This is a genomic window from Effusibacillus dendaii (genome assembly GCF_015097055.1).
Taxonomy (GTDB): Bacteria; Bacillota; Bacilli; order Tumebacillales; family Effusibacillaceae; genus Effusibacillus; species Effusibacillus dendaii.
In genome coordinates this window covers 714,316-736,677 of record NZ_AP023366.1, presented here as the reverse complement: position 1 = coordinate 736,677, position 22,362 = coordinate 714,316, and the positions used below count along the sequence as shown (strand labels likewise).

Genomic DNA, 22,362 nt, shown 5'->3' with positions numbered 1-22,362 from the left:
ATTTGTGAAGAGAGGGTTTGTCTCAATCTTGATCTGGACAGCTATTTCCGTGCTGGGTGCTGTCGCTTTCGCTACTCTGGCCCTTTCCAGAGGCGAAACGATTTCTGCCGCTTGGCTGGTGATTGCTGCTGTCTGTTCGTATGCAGTGGCATACCGTTTTTATAGTAAGTTCATCGCTAACAAAATCTTTGAAGTAAATGACAATCGTGCTACCCCGGCTGAAATTAACAATGACGGCAAAGACTATGTCCCGACCCAAAAATGGGTGTTGTTCGGACACCATTTTGCGGCGATTTCAGGAGCAGGCCCGTTGGTAGGGCCTACATTGGCTGCACAGATGGGGTATCTGCCGAGTGCTCTCTGGATTATCATCGGTGTGGTACTGGCAGGGGCGGTGCAGGACTTTGTTGTGCTGCTCGGTTCTATGCGTCGAAACGGTAAAACGCTCGGTCAGATGGCGAAGGATGAGGTCGGCCCGTTCGGGGGTCTGATTGCATCTGTCGGTATCCTTGCGATTATGATTATTCTGATTGCCGTTTTAGGATTAGTGGTTGTGAAGGCGCTTGCAGATTCGCCTTGGGGAGTATTTACGATTGCAATGACGATCCCGATTGCAATCTTTATGGGTGTTTATATGCGCTACTTACGGCCCGGTCGAGTTTTAGAAGCTTCCCTTATCGGTATCGTACTTTTACTGCTGTCCCTTTGGGGCGGTCGTTATGTGGCAGCAGACCCGACGTTGGCAAAAATGTTTACATTTACGGCTGCGCAGCTATCCGTCATGATGGCGATTTACGGGTTCATCGCATCCATCCTGCCGGTATGGTTGCTGTTGGCACCGCGTGACTACCTCAGTTCCTTTATGAAAATCGGAACGATCATCCTGTTGGCAATCGGGATTATCGTAATCATGCCCGATTTGAAAATGCCGGCGATCAGCCGATTTATTGATGGTACAGGTCCTGTATTTGCAGGGAACTTGTTCCCGTTCCTGTTCATTACGATTGCCTGTGGTTCCATCTCTGGCTTCCACTCTCTGGTTTCTTCCGGAACCACACCGAAAATGTTGACAAAAGAATCACATGCCCGTGCGATTGGATATGGCGGTATGTTGATGGAGTCCGGCGTTGCCATCATGGCGTTGGTAGCCGCATGTATGTTAGAGCCAGGCGTATACTTTGCCATTAACTCGGCACCCACAGTAATTGGAACAGATGCTGCGACAGCAGCTGCAAAAATTTCGTCCTGGGGCTTCCAGGTCAGCGCGGATCAGATCACTGCCGCAGCGAAAGAAGTGGGTGAAAAAACAATCATGTCCAGAACAGGCGGCGCACCGTCGCTGGCTATCGGCATGGCGGAAATTTTCAACTCATTCCTGGCAGGCGCCAAAGCGTTCTGGTACCATTTCGCGATTCTGTTTGAAGCTCTCTTCATCCTGACGACGATTGATGCGGGAACCCGGATTGGCCGTTTCATGCTGCAGGATTTGATCGGTAACGTTTACAAACCGTTCGCTCGTACAGATGTATTTTCCTATAACGTAATCGCATCCGCTCTGATTACGCTCGCATGGGCATACTTCCTCTATCAAGGCGCGGTTGATCCGTTTGGCGGAATCAATTCCTTGTGGGCGCTGTTTGGTATCTCGAACCAGATGCTGGCGGCGATTGCATTGGCGGTGTCCACCACCATTATCATTAAGATGGGTAAGGCAAAATACTCTTTCGTTACCATTGTACCGTTTATCTGGTTGTGCGTAACTACGCTTGGAGCTGCGGTTCAAAAACTGGTTGACACGAGACCGGCCATTGGATTTTATGCGCATGCGAACGCAGTGGCAAACGGAACTTTAAAAGCTCCTGCGGATAAGATCGGGGCTATCGTATTCAACGATAAACTGGACGCGTTCGTTACAATCATCTTCATTGTGGTTGTAGTGCTGTTAATTCTGAATGCGTTCTGGACCTGGTACCGATTCCTGGTCCGGAAAGAAAAACTGGAGCTGCAAGAAACCCCATTTGTTCAATCGAAGTTACCGGGTACCCATATTGGAGGTTGATCGGCCGTGAAACAGGTAATGGGATGGATCAGTCAGGCTCGTTCCAATATCAAAACCATTTTCGGGATGCCCGATTATGAGAAGTATTTGGAGCGGCATATGTCCATACATCCAGATACGCCTCCCATGTCTGAAAAAGAGTATTATCTTTATGCTCTCAAGAACCGCTATGACAGCGGAACGGTCAATCGTTGTTGCTAAGAGGGAAATATATATGCGCCGTAACGGTTTTTACCGTTGCGGCGTTTCCGTTATCACTGTCAAATTCACGTATGCCTCGTGTCATCCCGCACACAATAACAGCTAGAGGTGAACGGGATGCAGAGCCAGCTTGCACAAGATGCGTTTCCGATTCAAGAATGGAGAAATTTGATGCAAAACGCGAGTCATCCAGTCGCAATCACAGGTGCAGGTATTTCGGTGGCCAGCGGTTTGCCGACAGTCAGGGAAACGTGGAAGGGGACCAAGTTAAAAGATTTTTTTACATGGGACATGTTCTCTCGTAAAACAAGGCAATTTTATCAATTTTATCGCCATATTTATCAGGATTGGCGAGACGCAAAACCGAATCAGGCGCATCTTGCCTTGGCCCGTCAACAAGTGCCAATTATTACGCAAAATATTGACGGACTGCATCAAAAAGCGGGCAGTTCACATGTTTTGGAATTGCATGGGAATTTGTTTGAGTTAAAATGTATCGGTTGCCAAACGCTGTTTCCGGCTGATTACGGATATCGCGATGAAATTCCGCGCTGCCCATCCTGTCAGGAGATTTTAAAACCGAATATTGTACTTGTCGGGGAACAGGTATATCATTATGGGACGGCGGTCGATTGGGTGGGAAAAGCCGATGTATTGCTGATTGTGGGGACAAAATTGGAGATGGCTCCCTGTAAGGAATTGCCTCAGATAGCGGTTCGAAATCAAGTTCCATTAATTCGGCTCAATCGTCAGGCGGAATTGATTTTGCCGCAAATTATGAAGGAATGAAAAAACCTTTGAACCGAGCGGGTTCAAAGGTTTATGTAAAAAACAGATATGGAGGCTTTACCAACGTGATTCCGGGCCGGAAGTAATAAATGCAATGGCTAGGAATGCGCCGGCAATTCCTACATAAATGCTGGCAACAGCCGCCGGGTTAGCGGAAAGGAACATGGCAAAGAGGGCGAATGCCAAACACATGATTGCAATTCCAAGATAGTATCGAAACAACCCGATCACTCTCCTACATACATTTCTATACTACATACTATCATTATTTTTCCATACAATGCAATAAAATATTACATTTCGGTCAACGAATCGAGGGACTTTTCATAAAATGATTGATTTTGTTATTGGATGTATCGGTAGTATTGCCATTTCCGGCATTGCTTATGGGAAACGTTCATTGTCGTTTTCGGGGGCGATTGCAGCCGTTTTTGTAGGAACGATTCTTTACGGGGTGGGCAGCGTCGCTTGGTTTGGGACGTTGATCGCTTTCTTTGTCTCCTCCTCCTTGTTGTCCAAATATAAACAGAATGTGAAACGACAGGCGGAACAGAAGTATGAAAAGACAGGCAGACGAGATGCTGGACAGGTATGGGCCAATGGCGGAACAGCCGTATTTTTGGCGCTGGCAAATGCGTTTTGGCCAACTCCGTTGTGGTGGATCGTGTTTGTGGGCGTTATGGCGGCCGTAAACGCGGATACATGGGCGACTGAAATCGGTGGACTCAGTCCAAAACCGCCCCGTTCGATTTTGACTGGGCGTAGAGTAGAAGCTGGAACATCCGGTGCGGTGAGCGGTTTGGGAGTTATAGCCTCTGCTGCAGGAGGGTTGTTCATTGGGGGCATTGCGGGTTTATTGAATGAATTTCTGCCAGAACCGCAAGCGTACGTTCTCCCCACAGACCCAGCACTCCGTGTTATGTTTCTGACCATGTTGGGAATTGCTGCGGGACTGACAGGTTCTCTTACAGATTCCCTGATAGGTGCCCGTTGGCAGTCGATGTATCGATGTTCTGTATGTGGGATGGATGTGGAACGGAAGTTTCACTGCGATTCCCCTGCACAACCGATTCAGGGATACCATTGGATGACAAATGACAGTGTGAACCTGATCAGTTCTTGGGCAGGTGGGGGAATCGGTTTGATTTTCTATGCAGGGTATGTTTTAAATGGTTTGTAAGGATGTGCCAACACCTCCATATATTCCCTAATGGCTTTATAGTGAACTTCGGTTATAATTTGATTTGTCATGGGACCCTATGGCCCCCTAATCTGGTTGGTTTACCAAAGGGGGCCTTTTCATTTTGCGATTCCATTCCAACTGCAACTGTGATAATGTGGTATTGAAATAAGGCACAAGGAGCCCCGACAATGAATTATGCTTTGATTCTTGAAAACAGCCGAAAAGCAAAATCTGCCCGGCAAGTTTACGAATATTTGCGAAACAACAACAAACATGATCTTTTGCCGCCACTCCACATTGAACCCTACAACATTCGGGACGGTGTCAAAGTTGCCCAACAGGACAAACACCGTGTCCTTAATCTTCGCCTGCATGACGAGCATCTGAGTCCTTATTTTAAAACAGACATGAATCTGTTTATTCTGCTCATGCTGAATGATCAGGTAGATATGCAGGTGTACAGAGAAGATCACGGGTGGATGTTTGTGTTTGAGAATCTGCAAAGTCTGCCAAAACCGTTCGGTTCACAAGGGTTCGACATGCGCTGACGAACGGTCCGCTTTGGGATTGCTCTTTTTCTCGGCCTTTGCCATGCCAAGTGCTGCCCAAAGGTAGTAAGTGGCGTAGCTTTCCCATCCAGACCAGGCCAAAGCCATTTTACGAATGTCTGTTTCAGTTGGCTGGTTTGGGAGTTGGTAGAACAGCTGTACCGCGTTTCGCAGACCAATGTCCAGCGCAGGCAAAACGTCCGGTCGTCCAATTCCGAACAACAGCACACATTCTGCTGTCCAACGTCCAATGCCCCGCAGTTTGGCCATTTCCTCTATTGCTTCATCGTTTGACAATCGCGCGATTACATCGCTGCGAAAAGTTCCAGATACCACCAGTCTGGCAAAATCGATTACATATTCCGCTTTTCGCTGTGAGTATTTCAGCTTGCGCAAGTCCTCGTAGGAGAGAGAAGCAATCCGCTCGAGCTGAGGGAATGCATAAAACGTTTGTCCTTTCCAAATAAAAGGTTCGCTGCATAATTCCACTAGCGCATGTTTTAAATTCGCGGCAAATGTCAAATTGACTTGCTGGCCGATAATGGACAATATCATCGCTTCTTCAATACCCGGCTCCAGCAACATGTGGATTCCCCTGTGTTTTTCAGTTAAACGGTGAAGCACCGGATCGTTTTCGGCTGCAGTTTTGTAAAAGCTCCAGAGCGGTCGGTTAAGGGAAAAGATGTGCGTGCAAAGGGCAAAAACTTTTTCCGCCTGCCCCTGATTTTCTGTGTTCCAAGCGGTGATTGTAATTTCCGGCTGCTCGACGGTTCCGGTTGAGCGCAGTTCGGCCAATATCGGCCTGCCGTCGATCAAAAACAGGCGCAAGACCGAATTGTCTGTAATCCGATACAGGACACGGTTTGAAGATTGCGCAAGTCGGTCAAACAGATGCCGAAAGTCAAATGGAGCGGGCGGGCGTACGGTAATTTTCAGCATAAATCGGCTCCTTTCCAAATCTCCTGGCAGATTGAATATGATATGATAGAAACTGTATTTGAACTGACAGGAGAGGTTTGCTTATGTCTTTTACAGGTTTTCTTAACGATTTGGAGCATGAAGCGGCTGAAACCGTTGAATATTATCTGGTGGTTGGCGAACAGCGGGTTGCATTAAACCGTTTCCTCGGACAGTCGATTGAAATCCGTTATTTGGGTGAAAAAGCCTGCTGTGTTTGCGGTCGAAAAGCGAATAAACTGTTCAACAACGGGTACTGCTATCCCTGTTTCACAACGTTGGCCGAATGTGATTTATGTATTGTCAAACCCCATCAATGTCACCATCATCTCGGCACTTGCCGGGACAATCAGTTTGCAGAAGAACATTGCATGACCCCGCATTATGTGTACCTGGCGTTAAGCTCTGGCGTCAAGGTCGGAATTACCCGCAAAAGCAGAGGCAAGGCACGATGGATCGACCAGGGGGCAGTGGAAGCGATTCCGATTGCGGAAGTCCCCACGCGCAAATTGGCTGGTGAACTGGAAGTGCTTATCTCTGAACAGATTCCGGATAAAACGAACTGGCGCAAAATGCTGTCAGGCCAAATTGAAGCGGTCGATTTACTGGAAATACGCCGACAGGTGCTTGCCAGTCTGCCAGCCGGGTACGAATCCTATCTGTTAGAGGAACAGGCGGTTTATCAATTCGCCTATCCGATGCTTGAGACGCTTGACAAAATCACATCGTTTTCGTTTGACAAACAGGATTCGGTTGCCGGGCGGTTGATCGGCATCAAAGGGCAATATTTGATTTTTGAAGATGGGGTTTTAAACGTCAAAAAGCATGCCGGCTATAAAGTGAATCTCGTTCTGCCGGAATAAACCTTATTGCCAAGCATTCAATTCCTGTTCAATTTTTTCTCGGATGGCGGCTGACAGGGAGTCGAGATCATGACTTGACACAATCTCCCCGTTAATCATCACATATGCATGCGCGGCGCAAAATTCGCATTCGCTTAAGCAAGAACTGCGTATGACGGATGTTCCGGGGTACTCGCTCTCCCATTTTTCCAAATCGAGAGAAGCAGCCGGATTACTCTCGCAAACCTCAAGAATTACAATGCCCATCGTTTGTCTCCTTGCAGATAGATTGGTGACAAGTGATCATGTACCCTATAGTTTAGCAAGAACCGATCTGGAAAACCATTTTTGGCTGATAGGAATTTTAAATTTTGTACTTTCGACGGGGCCCCATCCTCATTGATGGGCGTAACATTGGAGGGAAATCACAAATGAAGCAGCGTATAAGTCCTGCTCCAAAACTTCCATTCCCGCAGCAGAATCACCTCCAGCAAATAAAGGAAAAATAGAAGTGAAGCCCGTGAACCTTTTGGAAGGAGAAGCTGTGAAATTCAAACCTTTCATGGGATTACATTCTGGAGGAGTCCATTTACGTTATCAGGGTAAAAAAAGTAAAATTCAAGCGGAAATGGAGGTGTGGGAAAACGGAGTGAAAACAAAAACAGCAGGGATGTTAAGTCAATCTATTCTGGAGCGGGGAACTGATACCGGGAAATATGCTGGTGACTTTATTTTCTCAGTGAAGGAAGAAAAAAATGAAAAGGACACTAACGGAAAATATCAAATTACCTATGGATTTGTCGATAAGAACGGTTATTCCTCAAGTGAAACGATGCTCGATAAATTGCAAAATTATACCATGCAAAGTACGTTACAGTTAAATGGGGCCAAAACTGTCGCAGATTCGAACAGTACGATTGTTTTTGGATTTCAGGCAACCGACGAAAACGGTCTTACTACATATGGAAGTATGGAGGAAACAATCCAAAAAGCAAAGTGGGCTTGGTCTTTCGGGTGTCGTTTGTTGATTAAAGGGGCTTAGTTACCCTGACATAAAATCAACATGGAGATTTAACATAGCCAAATCGAAAAGAAATGAGGGAACAGGTGAGTATATGAAAACAGGTATTGTACTGGTGGCGCACGGCAGCCGGGAAGAAGCGGCCAACCGGGAGCTTCAGCAAGTCGCGGACTGGTTGGCTCAGGCAAATCCATCGTTTATGGTGCAGCCTGCCTATCTGGAACTGGCGGAACCGGATATTCCGACTGCGATTGACCGGTGTGCGGAACGTGGAGCAGAGCGGCTGGTAATCGTTCCTTTTTTCTTGCTTGCCGGTTCCCATGTGAAGGAAGATATCCCTCGCATTGCGTCAGAAGCGCAGGACAGATACCCCGCCATTCCGATTAAAGTGGCTGCACCGTTAGGGTATCATTCTGCTTTGGCGGATATTGTAGCTGACCGGATTGATGATCTGCTGGCGGCAGAATAACGAATTTTCCTTGGCTCATGGCCAGGGATTTTTTTGTTTATACTACATAAAGTGCAGAATGGAAAAAGGAGGATCTGTATGGAATGCTGGCTCTATGAATCAAAACTATACGACAGCCGTTCGGTTGCAAAATATGTAGCGATGTGCGTGCGTGATGATCAGCTTTTGTCGGGTGCCCGCGAACCGATTGTTCATGTTTTCAAAACCAGAAGAGGCAAATACGGCGTTAAATATCAGGTGTAGGAGGCGTTTTCCTATGCATTATGTATGCCCGATTTGCAACGGGATTCGTCCTTTGCAAATGAAATGCCCCCGATGTCAAATGGATCTGGAAAACAATGGACCGCTGACTGATTTTGTGGGGCCTTATTCGCCTTATGAGCTGTCTCCCCGTATGGAAAAGGGGACAGACCAATGCCTGCATCTCCTGTCTTGCCCAATGTGCGGAAATGAATCTTATGCATTTATCCAAAATGATGTAATATAGAAGAAAATGTGTTTTCGCACAAAAGGAGATGTCGGAATTGTCTTCTCTGTCGCTGAAATTTTGTAAAAAGAATTTGGAGCTTCATTCGCAATCTGTCTACGATGCGTTAAAAGAACGTTATCCCGATGAAAAAATCGAAGTGGTGGACTGCGTGGGAACTCAATTTTGCAGCACCTGTTCGGATGTCCCGTTTGTATTGCGGAATAACGCGGTGGTGGGAGGACGTACGGCGCGCGACCTCTACTACAAGTTGGAGCGGGGCATGGGATTCCTGAATAAACAGGCGGAATAACAACATATCGACAAACCGGGACTGCTTGAAAGTAGTCTCTTTTCACAAATTTATATTTTTAACTCTCAAGAAAGCCTCTCGAATGGGACAAAATGCTTCCAGAGAAGGTGTGCGGTCTGCCCGGGAGAAAGTGTGGTTCCATAGGAGCTTTTTGCGAGGTGGCTGTCATGTATGACGTGATCGTAATAGGCGCCGGGTTGGCGGGGTTGTCGGCCGCTCATTTTCTGAAGCAAAAAGGGGCGGATTTGCTTGTGTTGGAAAAAGAGCCTGAATTGGGGGGACGTGTGCGCACTCGGACGTATCCGGACCGCGCAAATCTGGCATACGAACAGGGGGCACAGTTTTTCTCCCGGCACTTTTCCACAGTTTTCATGCTTGCCAAACAACTTCGCGTTCCGGTAAAGAGATTGCCGTTTTGCTTGCAGATGCAAGTTGCCGGAGAGTGGCGGCAGGCCTGCTATGATCGCTGGAGTGTATTTTTTCAAATCCCGGGTGTCCCATGGCGGGTGAGGCATCAGTTGTTCCAGCTGGTACGCAGCGCCAGCCGGGGCGGTGGTTTTCCCGCAGGCAACAAACCGGTTTCGGATATGGTTCTGCATCAATTTGCTGCCCGGTTCGATCCAACTGTCTATGAGTATGTAATCGCCCCTTTTTGGCAGACGATGTTTTTTAGCGATCCCACCCACCAGTCTTCCAGACATTTTCTTCTCCATTTCGGATCTCCCGCCAGCCAGCGTATCTATAGGCCGGAGGGAGGGATGACCCGTTTCATCGACTCGTTGGCGGAGGGACTTTCCATCTGGCGGGAGACAGAGGTAAAGCGGCTTGAATCGCTTGGCGCGTCCGTCCTTGTAGAAGCAAAAAACAGGCATGGATTTCAACAGTTGAGTGCCCGGTATGTTTTATTGACAGTGCCGGCTCCTCAGGTACCGTCGATGCTTGCGGGTAACCCGTTTGCCTCCGAAATCATGCAGTTGATTCGTTCCGTGCGGTATTCATCAACTGCGATTGTCTCTCTGCATGCAGACCGGGAAGTGGATTCGTCCGTTTTTGGATTCAGCATTCCGCCCAAGTATAATTCGATACTGAGCGGCGGTGTAATCGAGCATCGTCTGATTTGGAACGTTATGCTGACAGATCGTGCGTATCGGCAGATGCGAGAGATGACCGATGAACAAATGGTCCAACAGGTCCGGAACGAAATGGATCGCCTGTTTCCTGACCGGAAAAAACGGTTTCAGCTGATCGATCTTTACCGTTGGCCCACCGCGATTCCCTGCTTTGCGCCTGGTGATGTGGAGCGAATGGAACACCTCTCCCGCCATCTAAAGGATTCCCGTTCGCGTATTCAATTAGCGGGCGACTATTTGCAGCTCGGATGCACAGAAGGTGCGGTACGTTCAGGCATTCAGGCCGCAAAATCGGTTTTTCAGATGATCGAAAGATGAAGCAGCGATTGAAACGTTACATAGAAACCGAGACAAACAACCAAGCAGGAGGAAAGCGTACTGAGCAAACGAACCGCTTGTCGATTCGCCAACCATTTGACGGTTTGGCCTGCAGTTACGACCAGCATGCCAACAGTACTCATCGCCAGTGCGCTGCCAAGCGAAAAAGCCATCACCAGCATCATTCCTGCCGGAATTTGATGCGCCGATACGGCGGCAAGCAGAATCGCAATGGCGCTTGGACAGGGAATCAATCCGCCAAGAAATCCGACCAGAAACAACCGGTTGGGGTTCGCAACGGCCGAATCGTCCAGATGGCGGCTCATCCCGTGAGGGTGATGATGGTGTTCGCATTGTTCATCGTGAATGTGTCCGATCGTTCCAACGACGACGATTCGCGGGCGAATCTGTTGATAGAGCATCCGGCTGCCCAACGTGACGATCAACACGCCTGAGATCAGTTCAATCCAATGTGAAAGTTGTTCTGGAACGAACATCTTCACAGTGGAAGAGGCCGCGAATGCAAGCAGCAGAATCGACAACGTGTGAGCGATTGCCGAAATGGATCCCAATAGAATTGCATCCTTCACTTTTGCGCGCGATGAAATCAGATAGGCAGTTAATACCCCTTTTCCGTGACCTGGTTCCAGCGAATGCAATGCCCCCAACCCAACAGCGGCCGGGATTGTATAGAACCACTCCATGCAGGTTCCTCCCCCATACATTTTCTTAAACCATATGCGATGACTTGGTCTAAAAATAACTGAATAGGCCATCTAACTGAATAGGCTCACCCCGTCCCGAACATCCGAATAAAATACTACACATCCCAGACGACTGAGGTGAGGGAGTGTGGCAAAACGGAAGCAGACAGAGTCGAAGCGGACAGCAAAAAAACTGGTGACAGAGCGTTTGTCATTTGATTTCTTTACGGACGTTGCGGAACGGTGCAGAAGGGCCGTTGTGCTGATTGAGGTGAGACGGCCACGGCAGCGGCGAATGCCTTTTTTTGGCCCGTTTGAAATTTTTCCGGAACCGAACAATGAGGTGACCAACGTTGGAACCGGGTTTGTTTGTGACAAACGCGGGTACATTCTGACCAACCAACACGTGGTGCAGGGATCGCCTGAAGTGCAGATCAGTTTTTACGGCCAGAAAAAGCCAACTGTCGCACGTGTGGTGAAATCGGACACCGAGTTGGATTTGGCCTTGTTAAAAACGTCTTTGCCAGCTAACACGCCTGTACTTCGATTTGCTCGGCCCGATCAGGTACGGCTTGGCGAGTGGGTGATGGCGATTGGCAATCCGCTTGGCCTGGAACACTCTGTGACGGTGGGCGTGGTATCGGCGATCAATCGCCCATTAACGATCGGCGATCGGAAATATGACAAGTTGATTCAGACGGATGCCGCCATCAACCGCGGCAACAGTGGAGGACCGCTGTTAAATGTAAACGGAGAAGTGATTGGCATCAACACGGCTGTTTCACAAAGTTCACAAGGAATTGGCTTCGCAATCGGAGCCGATTCGGTACGCAAAGTGCTTCAAAAATGGCTGCCGCCCGACAGGGAGTGATAGCTGTCGGGCGGTTTCTTTTCAGAGATGCCGCTTTTTCCTGAAGCGAATTTGGTAGAAACCTTTTTAAATTTGGCTGTTTTCGACGATTATGGCATAATGATAGAAGAATTGTACAAGCATAAAAATCATGCAAGCCGGGAGTGTACGTGATTGAAATCTGTTTCGTTGTTTGTAAATGCTGCATTGTTGGTTGTTGCCACTGCTCTTTCGGCAGGATGTCATTCGCCTGATCTTTCAACGATAAAACCAAGTAATCCAAAAGTGGCCGTTGGCATTGTGGCGGCAAAAGAATTAACCAACTCACCCAATGCGCTGACTTATTTTCAACAAGCGACGCACGACTCGTTTGTTGTATTTGACATACGTCCTTCGGACAATGCGGAGCAAGCCAAAGCGGCGTTAACTTCCTTGGCGAATAATCCCAATATCGATTCGATCATTACGGAGGCGCAATACGGAAACTTTGTTCATGAATTGGCGAAAAAACATGAGAAAACCAAATTCAGTCTGATTGGAATCGGATCCTCTCCAGACCTGCCCGCGATTCGATTGGCCAGCCTGAACCGTGAATATCAATCGTTTACGGCGGGAGTCCTGCTTGCGAATGCGGGCGAGAAGAATTCGGTAGGAGTCGTGGTGGCAGACCGACGCTCACCTGATTCACCCGAAATCAGAGGGATTCTGGAAGGGCTTCATTACGGCGGGAGTGCTGCGGTACCAGTGGTCATGACCTTGGAAGAAGTGATGCGGCCGGACGGTCTGCCCCGTTTGAAATCGATTGCGTCCCGTTTTCTGGTTTTATTGGACCCGGTTTCGCAAGAGCAATTGGCCAAGCTGCATGACAGCGGGAAATGGATGCTTTCCATGCACAATTTGCCAAACATGTACCCGAGCGTAGCCGCTGTCCCGAAACCATTTTTTGCGGAAGGTATGAAGGAAGAGGTACAGGCATTGTTGAATAATTCTTGGCAGGGGGGACAGACGGTCGCAGTTGCCGGTCCCGGATTTTTTAACATTTTGCGTCCTGCTTCTTTTTCTGCGAAAGCGGTTGAACTGGAAAAAGCGGTCGAAGAAGGGGTGCAAACGGGCAGCGTTCAACCGCAAGCCTATACAAAACCTCCGCAGTCGCAATCTGCCAGCCAGCAACGACTGCCGGACCGTTCACCATCACCATCTGCGGAAGCAGCCAATCCGCCTCGTGGCACATCGGCGCAGGATGGGAGCAGTAAGGCGCAGTCCCAGCAGACGCCAAACGGCAATTCGCAACAGGATCCAACTCAATGACGCCGCTCGGTCGGCAGGGAGGACGTTATGGAAGAATGGTATTTGGAATATCATATATCAAAAAATCGGCCGGGCTTATTAGGGGATATTGCATCGCTGCTCGGTATGCTGTCCATCAACATCGTAACCATTAACGGTGTGGAAGACCAAAACCGGGGTTTTTTGATTCGCACAAACGATCGGCAGAAAATTGCGATACTGCGCTCCATGTTGCGCTCGATTGACAATATTAAAGTGACCGCTTTGCGGCAGCCCACCCTGCTCGACCGTCTGGCGTTGCGACACGGCCGCTTTATTCGGCGTGAAGCGGAAAATGATAAAACATACAAGTTTAACCGCGACGATCTGGGCATTCTGGTCGATTTTCTGGGAGAATTGCTAAAGCACCAAGGAAATCAGGTGATTGGGGTACGCGGCATGCCTCGTGTGGGAAAAACGGAATCGATCGTGGCCGCCGCCGTATATGCAAACAAACGCTGGTCGGTGGTTTCATCGACGTTGATGCGTCAAACGGTGCGAAATTCGCTGGCGCCAGATGAACTGTCTGCCGAAAATATGGTTTTTATCCTGGATGGGATTGTATCCACTTTACGTTCAAACGAACAACATCATTCGTTCGTTCGGGAAATCATGAGCATGGATGCGCCAAAAGTAATTGAACACCCCGATATTTTTGTGCGTGAGTCGGAGTACGGCTGGGACGTTTTTGACCGTATTATCGAACTTCGTAATTCCGATGATGAGGAAATTACATACGATACGATTCAAACCGGATTTTCTTCTTTCGATATAAGTTAATCAAGGAGAGGAATCAGGTTTCCGATATTCGAGGGTGGATCAAACGGAGGAGGCTGTGTGCATGGAAGAACTCGGACGAATTTTACGGACAGCACGAGAAAATGGCAACCTGACGCTTGATGAAATACAAGATCGAACCAAAATCAGCAAACGTTATTTAATGGCAATCGAAGCGGGAGACCTGTCCGTACTGCCAGGTCTTGTGTATGCACGGGGATTTATCAAAAATTACGCCGAGCAAGTAGGCGTGGATGGAGACGCTCTGCTCGACAAATACGGATTAACGGACAAATCTGCCGTCAGCGAGCGCCGGGAATCGCCCGCTCTAGAGACGGTGAAGCAACCTGAAGTCAAGGAAATGACGCCTATCCGATCAGAACGAAGGGCGGACGGTCCGAAAAATCCGAAACCGGTTGCTTCCCCGCCCGTACAAAAAGAGAACCGGATGGGTCCCCAGTTTCTGATCGGCTTTTTGGTGATTGCGCTGATCGGTGTCGGATATTGGCTTCTCAATAACTACATGGCTCGCCAGGATGCCGCCCCCGCACCAGCCGCACCGATGGAGCAGCCAACCAATCAGACACCTGCACCTGCGCCTGCACCACAGCCAGCCGTTCCGCCCGTGAAACCACAGCCAACCGGCCCACTGAAGCCGGAAACAAAAGATGACAACCGGTCTGTGTATAAAGTGGATGGAGATGGTATCAAGCTGGAAATTCAAATTGTAAACAATCCATGCTGGTTGAACATTCAGGTCGACGGGGAATCGAAATTGACGCGCACGGTCGTACCCGGTACCTCTATTTCGTTTGACGGAAAAAAAGAAATATTCATTAAGGCCGGATTTCCTCCTGCCATGCAGGTGAAAGTGAACGGTCAACCGGTCGAAGTGGAGCAGGTGGAAGATCCTTATGGACTGCTGTTTCAAAAGAAATAAAATCTTGCATTACGTAGTTCATACTTTTGTTGGAGGTGGCTGCAGTGGCAAAGGACGCATCGTTTGATATCGTGTCGACGGTCGATCTGCAAGAGGTCAAAAACGCGGTTACACAGGCTGTGAAAGAGATGGAAAACCGGTTCGATTTTAAAGGCAGCAAAAGCTCCATTGAGCTAAAAGGGGACGACCTGATTTTGATCGGTGATGATGAATACAAATTGGGAGCGGTAAAGGATATCCTGGAAAGCAAGCTGATCAAGCGGCAAATTTCTCCCAAATCGTTTTCCTACGGAAAAATGGAACCGGCATCAGGCGGAACCGTGCGTCAGGTTGTCAAAGTATTGCAGGGAATCGATCAGGAAAACGCCAAAAAAATTGTCAAGTTGATCAAGGATTCCAAAATCAAAGTGCAGGCGGCCATCCAGGGCGATCAAATCCGGGTGACAGGCAAAAGCCGTGACGATTTGCAATTTGTTATTCAACTCCTGAATAAAGAAGATTTGCCGATTGATTTGCAGTTTACAAATTACCGATCCTAAACGGGCAGCAACACCTGCCCGTTTCCGAAGTCTTTGACTTCCCCATGCCTTTCATTTATACTTGGATAATGCAAAACCTGTGTCAATTGCAACGAGAGGGTGGTCTGGATTGCGGATGCAACCGGGCCTTTGATATTTAGGATGGGGGAAACTATGAATCAGAAACTAGCAGTTGTTACATTAGGCTGTGAAAAAAACTTGGTAGACTCTGAAGTGATGATGGGCCTCGTAGCCAAAAACGGATACGATGTGGTGCAAAATCCGGAAGAAGCGGATATCATCATTGTCAATACATGCGGATTTATTGATGCGGCAAAAGCAGAATCGGTTGAAACTATTCTTTCGATGGCGCAATATAAAGAAGAGGGGTCCTGCAAGACTTTGCTGGTCTCCGGTTGTATGGTGCAGCGTTATCAGGATGAACTGATTACGGAAATTCCGGAGATTGACGGCCTTGTCGGTACGGGTGAATATCATCGAATCAATGAACTGATTGATGAGGTGAAGCAGGCAGATTCGGTTCCGCAGTATGTGGGGAATCCGGTTTACCTGTATGATGAACTGACACCCCGTTTAGTGACCGGGGGGGCATCCGCCTACTTGAAAATCGCGGAAGGATGCGACCACTCCTGTACGTTTTGTGCGATTCCTTCCATGCGCGGAAAATTCCGTTCACGACCAATCGAATCGATTGTAGCGGAAGCAGAGTCGTTGGTAAAGCAGGGCGTAAAAGAGGTTATGCTGATTGCGCAGGACTCTACCCAATACGGATTGGATCTTTATGGAAAACGGAATTTGCACAAGTTGTTGGAAGCGTTAAATGAAGTGGATGGTTTGGAGTGGATCCGGCTTCATTATGCATACCCCGGCTTTTTCACGGATGAAGTGATCGATGCATTTGCCCGTTTGCCAAAGGTGGCTAAATATATTGATATGCCATTGCAGCATTCGGAAGATCATATTTTGAAGGCGATGCGTCGACCGGGTCATCAGGCGCAAATACGTCGTCTGATTGACAAAATTCGTAGCCGGGTGCCGGATGTAGCGATTCGGACCTCCTTTATTGTCGGATTTCCGGGTGAAACAGAAGCGGATTTTGATAATCTGTGTCGGTTTGTTCGTGAGATTGGATTCGACCATATTGGCGTATTTGCTTATTCGCCGGAGGAAGGCACTCCGTCTGCTGAAATGGAGAATCAGGTTTCGGAAGAAACAAAGGAACGGCGGGCCAGCCTTTTGATGGAAATCGGGCGTCAAGTCGCTGCCGAGCGAAATGCAGCGAGGGTAGGCAAACAATTGAAAGTGCTGATTGAGCGGCAGGACGATCAAAATCCGGATGTTTATATCGGCCGCACACAGTATGATGCGAAAGAAATTGACGGATTGGTGTTTGTTACAGGCGGCGGTCGATTAGAAGCGGGCAGCATGGTAGACGTCCGCATTACGCATTCGTATGATTTTGATCTGTCAGGGGAGTGTGTGTGAGGTGAATTTGGCTAACCGTATTACGATAGCCAGAATTTTTCTGATTCCGGTTATCCTGTTTTTTTTGCTGATCCGTTTTGAATTCGGAAACTTTACAATCGGCGGATACACGATTACGGTTAGTGAAATTATTGCGGCGCTTGTTTTTATCATTGCGGCCGCCACCGATGGGTTGGACGGTTACATTGCACGGAAACGGAAACTGGTAACGAATTTCGGCAAATTCCTTGATCCATTGGCTGACAAACTGTTGGTTACGGCTGCGTTGGTGGCGCTTGTTGAAATGCAGCGAATTGGTGCCATCGTGGCGATTGTCATCATTTTTCGCGAGTTTGTGATTTCCGGGTTGCGCACGATTGCCGCTTCGGAAGGTATTATTTTGGCGGCGAGCAAACTGGGGAAAATCAAAACCGCATTTCAAATTATTGCTATTTCGGCGCTTATTTTACACAATTTCCCGTTTGCCTATATTGGATTCCCGTTTGACCAACTGATGCTTTATGCGGCTGTTATAGTCACCATCTGGTCAGGGGCGGATTACTTATGGAAAAACAAACACGTTATTCTCAGTGGCCGAATTTAACAAGGGGAGGCATTTGTCATGCGGGCAGAGATTATCGGTGTAGGGACGGAACTCCTGCTTGGACAGATTGCAAACACAAACGCTCAGTTTATATCGGATAAGCTGGCTCTCGAAGGGGTCAACGTGTATTTTCACCAAGCGGTCGGTGACAATCGGGAACGGATCGGTGAAGTGTTGAAAATCGCCCACGCCCGTTCCGATGTGATTGTGCTGACGGGCGGACTTGGTCCGACAGACGACGATTTGACGCGTGAGTCGCTGGCTGAGTTTCTGGGTATTTCCTTACAGCTGGACAACGAAGCGCTAAAAAACCTGGAATCTTTCTTTGCCAGTTTTGGACGGGTAATGACAGAAAATAACAAGAAGCAGGTCATGTTGCTGGAAGGCGGGCGGTTTCTGGAAAATAAGAGGGGAACCGCACCGGGACAGTATATAGAGTACGACAACCGTCATTATTTTCTGCTGCCCGGACCCCCTACCGAATTGCGGCCCATGGTGAATGAACAGATGATTCCGTTGATCCGTACAATTGTCGGCCGCCAGATGACAATCCGTTCCCGTGTACTGCGCTTGTTCGGAATCGGTGAATCGGCGATGGAAACGGAAGTCGCAGATATTCTGAACAGCCAGACGAACCCTACCGTAGCGCCGCTGGCCTCGGAAGGTGAAGTGACATTACGGATTACAGCGAGAGCTGACTCTGAGGAGGCTGCTTACGCCCTGATTGCTCCTGTGGAGAAACAATTGCGGCAGCGTTTGGACAAATATATATATGGAATTGACGATGAGATATTGCCGGTTGCGGTTGGGAAACGGTTAAAACAAACCGGTCAAACATTGGCTGCAGCAGAAAGCTGTACGGGCGGCCTGCTGGCTGCCATGATTACCGACGTGCCCGGAAGTTCAGACTATTTTAAACAAAGTTGGGTTACGTATCACAATTCGGCAAAAACGGAACAATTGGGCGTGCCGTCTCATGTTTTAGAGACAGATGGAGCGGTGTCGGAAGCTTGCGCTCGCGCTATGGCGGAAGGAGCGAGAAATCGATCCGGCTGTGACTGGGCCATTTCTGTCACGGGGATTGCCGGTCCAGGCGGTGCTACGGAGACAAAACCTGTTGGATTGGTTTACATAGCAGTGGCCGGTCCCGATGGAACTACGGCGAAAGAGTTCCGGCTGCGCGGCGACCGTCAACAAATTCGCTTGAGGGCCGTCAAAAACGCTCTGTATTCGCTGGTTAAACGTATGAAGTAGAAAGGTGATAGAATGACTACATTTGCAGAACTTGGTCTTACAAAAAAAGTGCATCAGGCAATTGATGAAATGGGGTTTGAAGAACCGTCTCCCATTCAGGCGCAATGCATTCCAGTTGTTTTAAGCGGACGCGATGTAATCGGTCAGGCACAGACTGGAACAGGCAAAACGGCTGCTTTTGGCATTCCTTTGGTAGAGGCGGCTTCGAACGTACGGCACGTGCAATCGCTGATCCTGACCCCAACCCGCGAACTGGCCATTCAGGTGGCCGGAGAATTGCGCAAAATCGCCCGCTACAAAAGAGTGAAAACCCTGCCGATCTATGGCGGACAGTCAATCGGTCATCAAATTAAAGCGCTGCAGCAAGGTGTCAATATTGTGATTGGCACCCCGGGCCGGATTTTGGACCATATCCGACGAGGAACGCTGAAACTTGACAAACTGCAGACCGTTGTATTGGACGAGTCGGATGAAATGCTTGATATGGGGTTCATTGACGATATTGAAGACATTCTGAAGGTGACTCCGACGGAACGGCAGACGCTGCTGTTTTCAGCTACGATGCCGGACGAAGTGAAGAAGCTTTCCAAACGGTACATGAAAGATCCGGTCAGTGTTACGGTAAACCGCGGCGACGTGACGGTACCTCTGATTGAACAGGTCTACTATAAAGTATTGGAACGCACCAAGCAAGACAGTTTATGCCGGATTATCGACAGCGAGGAAATTTCGCTCGGCATTATTTTTTGCCGTACCAAACGGGGTGTCGACGAACTTACGGAAGCCTTGATCTCGCGCGGGTATTTGGCAGACGGATTGCATGGCGACTTATCGCAAGCGCAACGTGACCGCGTTATGAAAAAATTCCGTAACGGCGAGATTGAAATGCTCATCGCTACCGATGTGGCAGCTCGTGGCATTGATGTAGGGAACGTATCGCACGTTGTCAACTACGACATTCCGCAGGATCCTGAGTCGTATGTACATCGGATTGGACGTACAGGTCGGGCCGGCAAACGCGGGCTTGCCATCACATTGGTTACGCCAAGGGAATTCAAACTGTTCAAGTCGATTGAAAAAGAAACAAAAGCAAAAATAATCGCACGCGAAGTGCCTTCCCTGGCTGATGTGGCAGAACGGCAGGCAGAGATTTGGCGGGAGCGGTTGCGGGCATCTTTGCAGGAAGGCGGGCTTGCCCATTACCGGGCGGTTCTTGCTGGACTGGTCGATGAGTTTGACCCGGTCGATTTGGCGGCGGCGGCCTTAAAACTGATTGCCGGTGATGCGCATAACGAGGAAAAAGCAGAGTATGATTTTGGCGATACGGGCGCTTCCCCGGGCATGGTTCGATTCTTTATCAACATTGGACGAACTGCCAAAATAGGCCCGGCCGATCTGATCAAATTCGTGTCGGAAGAAGCAGGCATACCGGGTAATGCGATTGGCAAGATCGACATCTTCGAGAAATTCACATTCTTTGAAGTGGAACAGGAATCGGCGCCATTTGTCTTTGAATCGTTGCGGCAAACCCGAATGAACGGTTCCCGCGTCAACTTGGAACCTGCCAGACCTCGCGAAAAAATGGTGCGTCGATAAATAAACAACAACTGCGGGATGAGAGATTGACATCCCGTTTGTTTTTTCTTATTATGCAAATATAGCAATAAAATATTACTAATTTGTTAAGAACAAATGTTTGCATTTTTGTTTTTCTTATAGTACGATAGGGAAAGGAGAAGGAATTAAGGCTCAATAAATCGAATAAGTAATAGATTTTTTTGTCGAAAAAGGAGAGGTTTTCGTGAGCGATCGAAAAGCGGCGCTTGATATGGCATTGCGTCAAATTGAAAAACAATTTGGCAAAGGCTCCATCATGAAATTAGGTGAAGCCACCAATGTTTTGGTGGAGACTATTTCTTCCGGGTCGTTGGCAATCGATATCGCATTAGGGGTCGGCGGATTTCCGCGTGGAAGAATTGTAGAAGTGTACGGACCTGAATCATCCGGTAAAACAACAGTTGCTTTGCACGCGATTGCGGAAGTGCAAAAACGGGGTGGCCAGGCGGCTTTTATCGATGCGGAGCACGCGTTGGACCCCATATATGCGCAAAAACTAGGCGTTAATATCGATGAATTGCTGATTTCCCAACCGGACACAGGGGAACAGGCATTGGAAATCGCGGAAGCGCTGGTGCGTTCTGGTGCGGTTGAAATTATTGTAATCGATTCGGTAGCTGCCTTGGTTCCGAAAGCGGAAATTGAAGGGGATATGGGAGATTCTCATGTCGGATTACAGGCCCGATTAATGTCGCAAGCGCTTCGCAAACTTTCCGGGGCCATTTCAAAATCCAAGACGATCGCTATTTTTATTAACCAAATCCGGGAAAAGGTGGGCGTCATGTTCGGCAATCCGGAAACCACTACCGGCGGACGCGCTCTAAAATTCTATTCGTCCGTCCGGCTTGAAGTGCGCCGCGCGGAAGCGCTCAAACAGGGAAATGATCTGGTTGGCAATCGAACCAAAATTAAAGTGGTTAAAAACAAAGTGGCTCCTCCTTTCAAATCGGTCGAAGTAGACATCATGTTCGGGGAGGGAATCTCTCGCGAAGGCACCATTATTGATATGGGAGCGGAGCTGGATATCCTCGCGAAAAGCGGTGCCTGGTATTCATTTGAAGACGAGCGGTTGGGGCAAGGCAGGGAAAATGTGAAACAGTTTCTAAAAGATCATCCTGAAATCGCAAATCGGATCGAACAAAAGATTCGTGAAGCATATCAGGTTGGGGCATCGGTCGCTTTGCCAAATGGCAGGTTAGAGGAAGACGAAGAGGAGTTTCTGGATGAATGAGTCTCCTTGGAAAGATTACCTCCATTCAACCACAACGGGCTCATCCTGATCGGGTGAACCTATTTGTTAATGAAGAGTTTGTTCTTTCCATCCAACTGGAATTGGCCTACCAATTGCGATTGCGTGTAGGTATGGATGTTACCGCAGAAGATGTGGACCTTTGGAAGCAGCAAGAAGAGCAGTCAAACGCATACGAATTGGCGGTTCGGTATTTGTCGGCCAGAGCGAGAAGCAGGCAGCAGGTAACCGATTATTTGGCCAGAAAATCAATCGCAGCCGAGACAATCGAATATGTGCTCGGTCGGCTGGAATCGTTTGGCTATTTGAGTGATAACAAGTTTGCAACGGAGTTTGTTCGCAGTCGGATTCTTAACAAACCTCGCGGCAAACGAATGATTCGCTGGGAACTGCAGCAAAGAGGCGTTGCAAAGGATGTAATCGAACAGGCAATGGATGAATATGTTGATGAAGCGGAGGCAGCCGCCCGTTTGATTGCCAAAAAATCATCCTTCCATAAACAAAACGATCCCCAAATAGACAGGCAAACCGCTTTTAAAATCGCACAATATCTGGCACGTAAAGGATTTAAGCGCTCCACAATCGAAGCAGTGTTGCGCGATTGGCGGCAAACGCATGCGTAATTTGCAATCTTGTTCAGAAATCCCTTTTCTTGACAATCATAAATCATAAGGATAGAATTAAAAATGCGTACGATTAGCTTAAAAGGGGTCTTTCTGGTAACATATGACCAACCGATCAA

26 protein-coding genes are annotated in these 22,362 nt (G+C 48.4%); 22 read left to right on the top strand and 4 right to left on the bottom strand.

Annotated elements, in window-relative coordinates:
• Window positions 1-4: 4 nt before the first annotated feature.
• The 3 genes from skT53_RS03825 (at window position 5) to skT53_RS03815 (ending at window position 3,049) form a co-directional block, all read left to right on the top strand.
• On the top strand, window positions 5-2,059 hold the full coding sequence (locus skT53_RS03825) for a carbon starvation CstA family protein (RefSeq protein ID WP_200759847.1): 2,055 nt from the start codon (window positions 5-7) through the stop codon (window positions 2,057-2,059).
• Window positions 2,060-2,077: 18 nt separating this feature from the next.
• Window positions 2,078-2,260 carry a YbdD/YjiX family protein gene (locus skT53_RS03820; RefSeq protein ID WP_200760859.1) on the top strand — a complete coding sequence of 61 codons (183 nt, stop codon included), beginning with the start codon at window positions 2,078-2,080 and terminating at the stop codon, window positions 2,258-2,260.
• 117 nt (window positions 2,261-2,377) lie between these two features.
• Entirely contained in the window at window positions 2,378-3,049 is a 672-nt protein-coding gene (locus tag skT53_RS03815; RefSeq protein ID WP_200759846.1) for an SIR2 family NAD-dependent protein deacylase, read from the top strand.
• 57 nt (window positions 3,050-3,106) lie between these two features.
• Here skT53_RS03815 and skT53_RS03810 read toward each other — a convergent pair whose 3' ends face one another.
• Entirely contained in the window at window positions 3,107-3,271 is a 165-nt protein-coding gene (locus tag skT53_RS03810; RefSeq protein ID WP_200759845.1) for a hypothetical protein, read from the bottom strand.
• A 109-nt stretch (window positions 3,272-3,380) separates the two neighbouring features.
• Here skT53_RS03810 and skT53_RS03805 point away from each other — a divergent pair, with 109 nt between their 5' ends.
• Window positions 3,381-4,229, top strand: coding sequence for a DUF92 domain-containing protein (locus skT53_RS03805; protein WP_200759844.1), 849 nt, complete (start codon window positions 3,381-3,383; stop codon window positions 4,227-4,229).
• Window positions 4,230-4,420: 191 nt separating this feature from the next.
• Window positions 4,421-4,780: a hypothetical protein gene (locus tag skT53_RS03800; RefSeq protein ID WP_200759843.1), complete on the top strand. Its 360-nt coding sequence runs from the start codon at window positions 4,421-4,423 to the stop codon at window positions 4,778-4,780.
• On the opposite strand, the gene skT53_RS03795 is transcribed toward skT53_RS03800, so the two are convergent.
• A complete protein-coding gene (locus tag skT53_RS03795; protein WP_200759842.1) occupies window positions 4,757-5,719 on the bottom strand; it encodes a DNA-3-methyladenine glycosylase family protein in 963 nt (320 codons plus the stop codon). The genes skT53_RS03800 and skT53_RS03795 overlap by 24 nt on opposite strands.
• Before the next feature lie 83 nt (window positions 5,720-5,802).
• On the opposite strand from skT53_RS03795, the gene skT53_RS03790 reads away from it, so the two are divergent.
• Window positions 5,803-6,600, top strand: a complete 798-nt coding sequence (locus tag skT53_RS03790; protein ID WP_200759841.1) for a DUF2797 domain-containing protein — start codon at window positions 5,803-5,805, stop codon at window positions 6,598-6,600.
• 3 nt (window positions 6,601-6,603) lie between these two features.
• Here the strand turns inward: skT53_RS03790 and skT53_RS03785 are convergent, their stop codons facing one another.
• Complete coding sequence (locus skT53_RS03785) at window positions 6,604-6,846, bottom strand: YuzB family protein (RefSeq protein WP_200759840.1); 243 nt, start codon at window positions 6,844-6,846, stop codon at window positions 6,604-6,606.
• A 253-nt stretch (window positions 6,847-7,099) separates the two neighbouring features.
• On the opposite strand from skT53_RS03785, the gene skT53_RS03780 reads away from it, so the two are divergent.
• The 5 genes from skT53_RS03780 (at window position 7,100) to skT53_RS03760 (ending at window position 10,296) form a co-directional block, all read left to right on the top strand.
• Complete coding sequence (locus tag skT53_RS03780; protein ID WP_200759839.1) at window positions 7,100-7,621, top strand: hypothetical protein; 522 nt, start codon at window positions 7,100-7,102, stop codon at window positions 7,619-7,621.
• Between the two features lie 73 nt (window positions 7,622-7,694).
• Window positions 7,695-8,069: a sirohydrochlorin chelatase gene (locus tag skT53_RS03775; RefSeq protein WP_200759838.1), complete on the top strand. Its 375-nt coding sequence runs from the start codon at window positions 7,695-7,697 to the stop codon at window positions 8,067-8,069.
• Window positions 8,070-8,147: 78 nt separating this feature from the next.
• Window positions 8,148-8,312, top strand: a complete 165-nt coding sequence (locus tag skT53_RS03770; RefSeq protein ID WP_200759837.1) for a hypothetical protein — start codon at window positions 8,148-8,150, stop codon at window positions 8,310-8,312.
• Window positions 8,313-8,584: 272 nt separating this feature from the next.
• The gene (locus skT53_RS03765; RefSeq protein WP_200759836.1) at window positions 8,585-8,848 is read left to right on the top strand and encodes a DUF1450 domain-containing protein; all 264 of its coding nucleotides are present in this window, start codon (window positions 8,585-8,587) and stop codon (window positions 8,846-8,848) included.
• A gap of 167 nt (window positions 8,849-9,015) precedes the next feature.
• Window positions 9,016-10,296, top strand: coding sequence for a protoporphyrinogen/coproporphyrinogen oxidase (locus skT53_RS03760; protein ID WP_200759835.1), 1,281 nt, complete (start codon window positions 9,016-9,018; stop codon window positions 10,294-10,296).
• Here the strand turns inward: skT53_RS03760 and skT53_RS03755 are convergent.
• The gene (locus skT53_RS03755) at window positions 10,278-11,000 is read right to left on the bottom strand and encodes a nickel/cobalt transporter (protein ID WP_200759834.1); all 723 of its coding nucleotides are present in this window, start codon (window positions 10,998-11,000) and stop codon (window positions 10,278-10,280) included. The two genes, skT53_RS03760 and skT53_RS03755, sit on opposite strands and share 19 nt — an antisense overlap.
• A gap of 148 nt (window positions 11,001-11,148) precedes the next feature.
• On the opposite strand from skT53_RS03755, the gene skT53_RS03750 reads away from it, so the two are divergent.
• From skT53_RS03750 to skT53_RS03700, 11 genes are all read left to right on the top strand, one after another.
• Window positions 11,149-11,871, top strand: coding sequence for a S1C family serine protease (locus tag skT53_RS03750; RefSeq protein ID WP_226375325.1), 723 nt, complete (start codon window positions 11,149-11,151; stop codon window positions 11,869-11,871).
• 153 nt (window positions 11,872-12,024) lie between these two features.
• Window positions 12,025-13,158 carry a type 1 periplasmic-binding domain-containing protein gene (locus skT53_RS03745; RefSeq protein ID WP_200759833.1) on the top strand — a complete coding sequence of 378 codons (1,134 nt, stop codon included), beginning with the start codon at window positions 12,025-12,027 and terminating at the stop codon, window positions 13,156-13,158.
• Between the two features lie 27 nt (window positions 13,159-13,185).
• Window positions 13,186-13,956, top strand: coding sequence for a DUF3388 domain-containing protein (locus skT53_RS03740; protein ID WP_200759832.1), 771 nt, complete (start codon window positions 13,186-13,188; stop codon window positions 13,954-13,956).
• Window positions 13,957-14,017: 61 nt separating this feature from the next.
• Complete coding sequence (locus skT53_RS03735) at window positions 14,018-14,893, top strand: helix-turn-helix domain-containing protein (protein ID WP_200759831.1); 876 nt, start codon at window positions 14,018-14,020, stop codon at window positions 14,891-14,893.
• A gap of 44 nt (window positions 14,894-14,937) precedes the next feature.
• Window positions 14,938-15,432, top strand: a complete 495-nt coding sequence (locus skT53_RS03730) for a YajQ family cyclic di-GMP-binding protein (protein ID WP_200759830.1) — start codon at window positions 14,938-14,940, stop codon at window positions 15,430-15,432.
• 153 nt (window positions 15,433-15,585) lie between these two features.
• Complete coding sequence (gene rimO, locus skT53_RS03725) at window positions 15,586-16,917, top strand: 30S ribosomal protein S12 methylthiotransferase RimO (protein WP_200759829.1); 1,332 nt, start codon at window positions 15,586-15,588, stop codon at window positions 16,915-16,917.
• A gap of 1 nt (window position 16,918) precedes the next feature.
• The gene (gene pgsA / locus skT53_RS03720) at window positions 16,919-17,500 is read left to right on the top strand and encodes a CDP-diacylglycerol--glycerol-3-phosphate 3-phosphatidyltransferase (RefSeq protein ID WP_200759828.1); all 582 of its coding nucleotides are present in this window, start codon (window positions 16,919-16,921) and stop codon (window positions 17,498-17,500) included.
• 18 nt (window positions 17,501-17,518) lie between these two features.
• Window positions 17,519-18,754: a competence/damage-inducible protein A gene (locus tag skT53_RS03715; RefSeq protein WP_200759827.1), complete on the top strand. Its 1,236-nt coding sequence runs from the start codon at window positions 17,519-17,521 to the stop codon at window positions 18,752-18,754.
• 12 nt (window positions 18,755-18,766) lie between these two features.
• Window positions 18,767-20,350: a DEAD/DEAH box helicase gene (locus skT53_RS03710; RefSeq protein ID WP_200759826.1), complete on the top strand. Its 1,584-nt coding sequence runs from the start codon at window positions 18,767-18,769 to the stop codon at window positions 20,348-20,350.
• Between the two features lie 205 nt (window positions 20,351-20,555).
• Window positions 20,556-21,602: a recombinase RecA gene (recA, locus tag skT53_RS03705; RefSeq protein ID WP_200759825.1), complete on the top strand. Its 1,047-nt coding sequence runs from the start codon at window positions 20,556-20,558 to the stop codon at window positions 21,600-21,602.
• Entirely contained in the window at window positions 21,599-22,243 is a 645-nt protein-coding gene (locus tag skT53_RS03700) for a regulatory protein RecX (RefSeq protein ID WP_200759824.1), read from the top strand. The genes recA and skT53_RS03700 overlap by 4 nt, the downstream gene beginning before the upstream one ends.
• Window positions 22,244-22,362: the final 119 nt, after the last annotated feature.